Genomic DNA, 9,665 nt, shown 5'->3' on the forward strand with positions numbered 1-9,665 from the left:
GCGCTTGACCGTTCAATTTAGCACTTGATGTGCCGGCGAATTCAAGAACGTCCACTAGGGTATCTGTGACTGAGAAGGCTGTCGCATCTTGCGCTACACTTGTTTTCACATTATAGGTGAAGACTTGGTCGCGTTTGTCAAGAGTTTCAGCTTCTTTGCCATTCACATCTTTCTTGATTTCTGGCTCTTCTGGAGTCGGAGGCGTTACTGGGACTTCGTTAGAGTCCTTGTGCACTCCTGGTTTGTGTGGGAAGCTTGCATCATAAGCTGCCTTATTCGGAATCTGTGTACGACCGTCTTCCTTCACATACGCAGACAAGTTCGCACCAGCTTTGATCTTAGCGTCGAATGTTAATTCAACTGCTTGACCACCATTGGCTTTGACTTGATCTTCTGTAAGCGTCAAGGTAATCGTTTGTCCTTCTACCTTGATTTGGCTTGCTTCAAGAGCTTGACCGTTCAATTTAGCACTTGGAGTTCCTGCGAATTCAAGAACGTCCACTAGGGTATCTGTGACTGAGAAGGCTGTCGCATCTTGCGCTACACTTGTTTTCACATTATAGGTGAAGACTTGGTCGCGTTTGCCAAGAGTTTCAGCTTCTTTGCCGTTCACATCTTTCTTGATTTCTGGCTCTTCTGGAGTCGGTGGCGTTACTGGAACTTCATTAGAGTCTTTCGTAAAGCCTGGTTTGTTTGGAAGATCTGCCTTGTAAGCTGCCTTGTTAGGAACTTTCACAGTCTTATCTTCTGATAGGTAAGCAGACAAGTTCGCACCAGCTTTGATCTTAGCGTCGAATGTTAATTCAACTGCTTGACCACCATTGGCTTTAACTTGTTCCTCTGTAAGCGTCAAAGTAATGGTTTGACCTTCTACCTTGATTTGGCTTGCGTCAAGCGCTTGACCGTTCAATTTAGCACTTGAAGTTCCTGCGAATTCAAGAACGTCTACTAGGGTATCTGTGACTGAGAAGGCTGTCGCATCTTGCGCTACACTTGTTTTCACATTATAGGTGAAGACTTGGTCGCGTTTGCCAAGAGTTTCAGCTTCTTTGCCATTCACATCTTTCTTGATTTCTGGCTCTTCTGGAGTCGGTGGAGTTACTGGAACTTCATTGGAATCCTTGTGATATTTCGGATTGTGATCGATGTCGTAAGAAGCCTTGTTTGGAATTTCAGTCTTACCATCTTTGGTCACATAAGCTGACAAGTTGGCATTATCTCTAATCTTAGCCTTGAAATTCACTTCAATAGACTTACCGGCATCTGCTTTTACAGAAGCTTCTGTAAAGGCAACTTTGATGACTTGACCAGAAAGTGTCACTGTCGCCTTCGATCCTGCATCCTCACCATCAAGTTTAATAGTAGCTGAAGCATTCTCACCAACAAATTCTAGAACTTCTTTCAACTCGTCTGTCATCTCAAACTCAGTTGCATTGGCAGGCATTGTTGTTTTCAAAGTATAAGTAAATTCTTCATTACGTTTTACAAGATCGTAACGTTCTGCTCCGTTTACTTCCTTCTTAAGCTCTGGAGTAGTGGTTGGTGGTGGTGTAACGGTAACTGGTTTTGATTCTTTCTTAGAATCAGGATTATCATTAATGATGTAGCTAGCAGTATTTGGTACTACCGGCTTGTCTTTTGATTCATTTGGATAAGCCGCTAAGAGTGCATCAAAGGTAATGCCTTCCTTCACCTTAGCCTTAAATGAAACTTGTACAGCTTTACCAGCATATTGTTTCACTTGCTCTTTACCAAATGTGACCGTCAAACGTTGACCTTCTGTTGTTGCAGTGAGGTCTTGAACAGCTTGGCCGTCAACAGTGACAGTTGCTTCCCCTTCAAATGCCAATTCTTTGACGATATCATCTGAAATGGTAAAGGTATCTGCCACATGTGGAACCGTTGAGTCAATCGTATACGTGAAGGCTTCTGATAACTTACCAAGATCTGCATGTTCCTGACCATTCACCTTCTTAGTGATTGGCGGTGGAGTGACAGTAACCGGTTTGGTTTCTTTCTCACCTTGTTGGTCATTCTTGTTGGTATAAGTAATCTTAGCTTTGTTCTCAATAGATGGAACTTTTGAGTCTTTCTTCACTTTGGCATGAATCACGAGTTCTACTTCTTGGTTACCAAAGTCACCCGCATTCGCAAAATTCTTCATCGTTGCAGTCACGGTTTGACCTTGAACTGTTACATCGAAGAATTTCGCTGCCGCTCCCTTGATTTCAGCTTGACCTGGAGTCAAGTTCTCATCCAAGGTATCTGTTACAACGAAGGACTTGTATGTTGTAATATTATTTGGCAATTTTGCTTTGATATTATATGTGAAGTCTGTTTCTGCACCAATGGTTGCCTCTGTCAGTGTTTCGTTGATTTTCTTATCAACACCTGGTTCTGATGGAGGGGTTACAGTGACCGGTTTCGTTTCTTTTTCTCCGCTATGATCGTTCTTATCTGTGAAGCTGAACTTCGCAGTATTTGGAATGTTGATACGAGTCACTCCATCATTGATCTTAGCCGGAATAATCAATTCCACTTCTTGACCAGCAAGAGCTGTAGTGTTCGCAAAGTCCTTCATCGTTGCAGTCACGGTTTGACCCTCAACTGTTACATCGAAGAAGGCTGCAGCTGCTCCTTTGATAACTGGTTTGCTTGAAGTTTCATTGATAACTGACAAATCTCCTTCAAGTGTATCTGTAATCACAAATTTCTTGTAATCTGTAATATCTGTTGGAAGTTTTGTCTTAATGTTGTAGTTATACGCTTGACCTGTCGCGATATCTAAATGATCAAGTGTTTCATTGATCTTCTTCGTTACAGGAGGTGGCGTTACGGTGACAGGTTTCGATTCAACTTCTTTCTCTTCATTTTTCTCATTTGTAAAGGAAATAGAAGCCTTGTTTTGAATGGTTGTACCTGTCACACCATTTTTAACTTTTACAGGAATGACTAATTCAACAGTTGAGTATTTTGCAAGTTCACCAAACTGACCATCCTTTACCGTTGCCGTAATCTCTTGGCCATTGGTATGGATATCAAAGAGGGCCGCTGCAGAACCTTTAATACTTACGTCGCCTGCAAGCTCCAAATTAGCATCCAGTGTATCACGAATCACAAATTTCTTGTAATTAGCAACATCACTTGGCACAGCTGTAGTAATGTTGTAGTTGTATGGTTGTCCATCAAATGTTTGGAATGTATCCAAGTTTTCATTAATCTTCTTATCAATAGAAGGTTCTTTTGGTTTTGGTGGTGTAACCGTTACTTTATTCGATGTTTTCTTGATATCATTCAAGGCAACATCTGCCGTGTTAGGTACTTTAATTTGACCATCTTCCTTATATTTAGAAAGGTCAGCACCCGGACGAATCTTAGCCTTGAAGGTCAATTCAAGGTATTGAACATCTTTAGTCTTACGACGCGTTACCTTACGTGAGATTTTTTCGAGTTGAGTTTTATCAAGAGTCAGTGAAACAGTTTGACCTTCAACTTTTGCAGCAGTTTTCAACTCAGTATTATCTTTTTCACCAAGTTTTACATTCAAGCTATCTGCCTGAACTTCCAACTCTGAAACAACTGTATCTGTAAGGCTGAATGTATCTGCAATACCTGGCCATGGAACAGTCACCTTGTACTCGAAGAGTTCTTCTTCTGTCCCAAGATCTTCATGTTCCTTATCATTGACCTTCTTCGTAATTTCGGTATCAACTGGTGGTTTAACATAGACTGGGTTTGAGCGACGAATTGTACTTGGTTTGTCAGCTGTTTTAGCATGTTTACTTGGATCAGGATTATTATCCTCACCATTCCACATGATATTACCCTGGTTCAGCAAACCGAAACCATCATTATCCTGAAGAAGGGCCATAAATTCTTTGCTCGCTTGATTATTGCGATATTGCTCCTTCAAGCGAACGGTAATGGTCATTTTAGCTTTTTGAAGCACTAAGTATTCATAACCATTCACACTTGGTACATCAGCAACAACAACTTCACGTTCGTTTCCGAGATCGTCATTTTGTTTCACTACACGAGTCAAGATTTGACCTTGTGGTCCAGACGCATGGTGACCCACAACCTCCAAACGATAGTCAAGAGGGTCTGTCAACATAACGTTTTGCTTAAACTCATAAGGAACGTTATTGAAGTTGTAATCTACTGTATAAGTAAATGTTTCGTCTTTGGCAGACAAGTTAGCCGCATAGGCTAGTTTTTTAGTCAATTGAAGTGGATCTTCAATGGTACCAGTATCATTACTTTGATCTTGGTCTACAATTTTCTTAGTAGCACTTGGGTAACAGTATTCAAGTTTTTGAACTTCTACAGTTTCTTTCGAACCACCGATTGTTTCAGTCGCAAAATCACCAACTTTAAATTTACCAGTCAACTCAGGAACTGGAACTGTCTCCTTAACTGGTTTGTAGTCTGCAGGAGGGTCTTGCTCATCATCCTCATCAACTTGTTCAGCATGTGCTTCCTTACTCAAATCATAGTCAAACTTGTTGTTTCCTGGATTAAAGACACTCTCTGGAACAGAGATTGTAACCTTGTCTCCTTCTTGAACAATCTTACCACGAATTTCTTTCTTCGAATCGGTAACCTTTGATACAATCTTCTTACCATTAATTCGAACTGCATCTACCTTATATCCTGGAGTAACTTCAAACTCACCTTTGATATCTTCTTTAACCAGAGCAGCACCAACAGATTCTAGAACTCGACTTGAGAATTTATTGATATCGCTTTGTTCATTAACATAGAAGGAAACATCTTTTCCATTGATATTTTTAGCTGGAGAAGCCATCCCCTCCAATGCTTCATGGAAAATCTCTTGGACACTTCGGTTATCTCCAATATCAAAATATTTTGAATAACCTTCTTTATATGTGTCATAATACTGAGCTTTAGAGTTTGCAAAGATTGATACGTCTTCCCAGAAACCAACTACTACTGTTCCTTCAGAACCAACAACATTTTTAAGTCTTGTAGATGCTTCCTTAACCTCTTTCACACGCCCTAAAACGTTTTGAGAAGCCTCTGTTAGTTCATTAAAATTCCATGCACGTGTAAGAATATTGTTCCGATAGTCACTGTACTCTAGACGAACCTTACCATCAGGGTCACGTTTCCCATTGGCAACACCATCCGTAATCAAAAGAAAGATAGTTTTACGACCATTAGCCATATTCCCTTTTCTTTCATTATATTGAGCAATGACATCGTCAATAGCTGGAACAGTTGGTGTTCCTCCCGCTACTTTAATATTATTAATGAATTGATGGATATCATTTTGATCAGAAGACAAGTTACTTGCCTTGTATTTGTAATCATAGTCAGGTCCCCAACTACCATAAACATCTTTACGGCCTGTAAAATTGTTATTGTAGTAGTAGTTGTATCCATCTGCACCTTGGAAGGTTGCCATCATAACCCGATCTGACGTATCTGGATTATTAGTCTTAACCAAACGTGGGTTATTTTCATCATACTCTTCTTCCTTCACAAATGTCGTCAGAGTTTTTAAAGCATTCTGGACATTTGGAATGGTGTTCTTAAATGATCCACTCGCATCCTGCAAGATCACCAAATCCACTGGTTTTCTAGGCAGGCGCCAGCTAATTTTTTCCGTTTTTTCAATTTTACGGGAACATCCATTTTGTGTTATCTTTGTATTTCCACCTACTTCAATAGTACTACCGCCTTCATTTGCTGCAGCGCTACCAAGTATCTGTCCCATTAAGGCTAATGGAACAGATAAGAATAAAATGATAAACAATATGGATACCTTTTTAATGAAATCTCTCATTGCTATTTCTGAAATCCTATTGTGATTTCTTCTTCCCCCTTTTCTATAGTAGATATATGTTAGTTGAGTAATGTTTGCAACTCTTTAGAAAAGCTTTCCGCATCGGAATGATTAATCAATACATTTTTTACTTCTTGCTTTTTGGTTACAAAATACATACTTGGTATGGTCTGAACCTGTAATAGATCTGCCGCTGATTGATCTTCATCATAGTAATAAGGGAAAGTATATCCTTTTTCCTTAATGTATCGATCGGCACTCTCCTTTGTTTCTTTACCAGGTTCGTTCATATTTAGTAAAACAAAATTGATCTGTTCACCATACTTTTCATACATCTGCTGAACAATGGGTAGTTGTTTCTGACAATGAGGACACCAACTAGCCCATTCGACAATTAACATAGGTTTATCATACAGCTCTGAACTAGCAATCAATTTACCGTCTTGAGAAGTCATTTTAAATTCTGGAAGTCGTTGACCTTTTAGACTCAAGGCAGTATTGTTCTCAGCACTTGAAGTTGATTGCGAAACTGATGAAGTCCCTACTTCTCCGTCCTTAGCGGGTCTAGTATAATAAATCAAACCCACCGACAATCCGATGATGACTCCCACTGCTAAAAACGGAAGCCACCACTTATCTTTTTGCATAGAATCTCCTTTCCTTTTTGATGAAATATGGCGAGTACAGCTTGAGTAAATAATATAGTAAATAATTTATGAACCCTCCGAAACTCATCCATTCCAAAAAACATTTTATCATTTACTAATTAGTATTTCAAGAAATATGTTGTCAAATTGTAAACTTTTTTCTTTCTCACGCTAAACCCGCCACACTACTGCATTAAATAGGTATAATGAAAATGATTGGACGTTATTTTCTAATTATTTTCAGAATATTATTTCTTTTTAATGCATAATTCACTCTTTCTTGTTTTCTGTTTTTCTATATAATAACTATACTAAAAACAGCAACGAAATACATTTAAAAATTTGCAACAATAAAAAAGATTGCCCAATCAGACAATCTTTTTATATTCTTAATATAAGTCAAGATAATTATCAACTTCCCATTGTGAAACAAAGGTCGCATAGCTAGCCCACTCGATACGTTTGGCTTCAAGGAAACTAGTGTAGATGTGTTCACCTAGGGCTGCCTTGACCACTTCATCCTCAGTCAAAGCTTTCAAGGCGTTATGAAGAGTTGATGGAAGATCAGTGATTCCAGCTTCCTTACGCTCTTCTGCTGTCATGATGTAGATATTTTCTTCGATAGGAGCTGGTGCTTCGATTTTGTTTTCAATACCATGCAAACCAACTTCCAAAAGAACCGCCATAGCGATGTATGGGTTTGCCATTGGGTCCACTGAACGCAACTCAAGACGAGTTCCCATACCACGTGAAGCTGGTACGCGCACAAGTGGCGAACGGTTACGACCAGCCCAAGCAATGTAAACAGGCGCTTCATAACCTGGAACCAAACGTTTGTATGAGTTAACTGTTGGGTTCATGATGGCGGTATAGTTGTAGGCATGCTTGATCAAACCACCAAGGAAATGGTAGGCCGTTTCAGACAACTGCATTCCTTTTGGATCATTTGGATCAAAGAAGGCATTGTTTCCTTCTGCATCAAACAAGGACATATTACAGTGCATACCTGATCCAGCGATACCAAATTTTGGTTTCGCCATAAAGGTTGCGTACAAACCATGTTTGCGAGCAATAGTTTTAACAACGAGTTTAAAGATTTGAATCTTATCACAAGCACGGAGGACTTCATCATACTTGAAGTCAATTTCGTGTTGTCCAACCGCAACCTCGTGGTGACTTGCTTCCACTTCAAATCCCATTTTGGTCAAGACATTAACGATTTCACGACGTGTATTATCCGCAAGGTCTGTAGGTGCCAAATCAAAGTAGCCACCCTTATCATTTACCTCAAGAGTCGGATCCCCATTTTCATCCAGTTTAAATAGGAAGAATTCTGGCTCTGGTCCAAGGTTGAAGGATTTGAATCCTACTTCTTCCATATGGCGAAGAGCACGTTTCAAATTGCCACGAGGGTCACCTGCAAATGGTTTACCTTCTGTTGTATAGACATCACAGATCAAACCTGCAACACTTCCGTTTTCATCTCCCCAAGGGAAGACTGTCCATGTATCCAAGTCTGGGTACAAGTACATATCTGACTCATTGATACGTACAAAACCTTCAATAGAAGATCCATCAAACATAGCCTTGTTTGACAAGACTTTATCTAACTGTTCATCTGTAGCAGGAATTTCGACGTTTTTCATCGTTCCCAAAATATCTGAGAACATGAGACGAATAAAGGTAACATTTTTTTCCTTGACTTCACGACGAATATCTGCAGCTGTGATTGGCATGGTTTTTCTCCTTAATATATGACTACTTGCGATTGCCTAACCGCGACCAAAAGGTGAATGTGCTGAAGCAAAGCGTCCCTGCTGGAGGAGTTCATTATGAAGTGCGCGACGCACCTCTGTCTGACTCACCACTTTCTTGGACTTCGCCTCACGTTCAGCATATTTTTTCTTAATGGCAGCGATATTGTAACCTTCAGAGATATAATCTTTGATTTCAAGCAGACGATCCATATCATTCAACGAATACATGCGACGGTTTCCTTCGTTTCGATCAGGTTTAATCAACTCTTGATCTTCATAATAACGAATCTGACGCGCCGAGAGATCGGTCAACTTCATAACACTGCCAATAGGAAAAACAGCCATATTTCGGCGAAATTCTTTTTCCTTCATTTACATTTTCCTTCTTTCTGTCTATTATAGTCTAAAAAAAGACAAACGTCAATTGATAATGTCATAAAATGTAACATTATTTTTCTTTTTTCTCTAAAAAGAGATGAATACGATCAATATCATAATTTACGAGAATTGCGACAAAAACTCCCATGAAAGTTTCCGATACACGCGCAAACACGTACAAAATTGTTTCACCGCTCGGTATTGATAGGGTAATGATTAACATAGCTGCTACACCACCAATAACCCCCGATTTATTATTCATGGCCATATTTGTCATAATGGTTAACATAGTGCAGATTGGAACAACCACCAAGGTCACCCAAAAGGCTTCATGAAATAGGGTATTTAAGAGAAAAAAGATAAGGGCGTAGAAGCCACCGATACTATTTCCTAGAATACGTGAAGTTCCAAAATGGACGCTCTTATCAAAACTCTCCCTCAGACTAAAAACCGCTGTCAGAGCACCGATTTGAAGACCCTTCCAGCCAAAAAAGCCAAAAATCAAAAGAACTAGAAAAACGGCAATTCCCGTTTTGAAAGTCCGCATACCAAGTTTGAACTGTGACTTATCAAATTTATATTTTTTAAAATAACTCATAATCTCAACTTTCTACTACCATTTTAACATAAATTAGTTGATTTTATGAGTGAAAATCAATAGGAAGCGTTTTTAATTTCGGACTATAAAAAAGAGGAAACAGAGTTCCTCTTTTCTATTTAACTTCCAGAAATTAGTTGCTTTCGTCTTCTTTTCGTTTCAACTGACTAAGTCCTAAAACTCCTACTAAAGCTGCTAGACCAAGATATGGCATGTAGCTTGAATCATTTGTACCTGTTTGAGGTAGAGTAGGGTTCCCTTTTGGATTTGGATTAGAATTAGGGGTTGTTGGCTCCTCTGGTTTCTTAGGTTCTGGCGTTGTCGTGCGAACTGTATTTGAGGCGTAAGCAACTTTGTTCACAGTATTTACATAGGTATTTTCAAAAGTTCCGACAGCAATTCGTTTCATTTGAATATAAGTCTCAGCCTGGAATGGAGAATCCAACTGAATCTCTTGAAGGAATTCCTCCTTGAAG

The 9,665-nt window shown here is 39.4% G+C and carries 6 protein-coding genes; all 6 read right to left on the reverse strand.

All coding sequences use genetic code 11. From position 1 onward, the window contains the following. A partial coding sequence (padA, locus tag KZX55_RS09100; protein ID WP_248026940.1) for an isopeptide-forming domain-containing fimbrial protein occupies positions 1-5,809 on the reverse strand: 5,809 nt, incomplete at its 3' end. 59 nt (positions 5,810-5,868) lie between these two features. Further along, entirely contained in the window at positions 5,869-6,456 is a 588-nt protein-coding gene (locus tag KZX55_RS09105; protein WP_057489493.1) for a TlpA family protein disulfide reductase, read from the reverse strand. Positions 6,457-6,845: 389 nt separating this feature from the next. Then, a complete protein-coding gene (gene glnA, locus KZX55_RS09110) occupies positions 6,846-8,192 on the reverse strand; it encodes a type I glutamate--ammonia ligase (RefSeq protein ID WP_001122897.1) in 1,347 nt (448 codons plus the stop codon). A gap of 36 nt (positions 8,193-8,228) precedes the next feature. Beyond that, entirely contained in the window at positions 8,229-8,585 is a 357-nt protein-coding gene (gene glnR, locus KZX55_RS09115) for a transcriptional repressor GlnR (RefSeq protein WP_000659550.1), read from the reverse strand. A gap of 76 nt (positions 8,586-8,661) precedes the next feature. Beyond that, the gene (locus tag KZX55_RS09120; RefSeq protein ID WP_248026942.1) at positions 8,662-9,189 is read right to left on the reverse strand and encodes an FUSC family protein; all 528 of its coding nucleotides are present in this window, start codon (positions 9,187-9,189) and stop codon (positions 8,662-8,664) included. A gap of 133 nt (positions 9,190-9,322) precedes the next feature. Next, positions 9,323-9,665 (reverse strand): LPXTG cell wall anchor domain-containing protein (locus tag KZX55_RS09125; RefSeq protein WP_248026956.1); only part of this gene is annotated, 343 nt, incomplete at its 5' end.

Source organism: Streptococcus halitosis (genome assembly GCF_023147855.1).
Taxonomy (GTDB): Bacteria; Bacillota; Bacilli; order Lactobacillales; family Streptococcaceae; genus Streptococcus; species Streptococcus halitosis_B.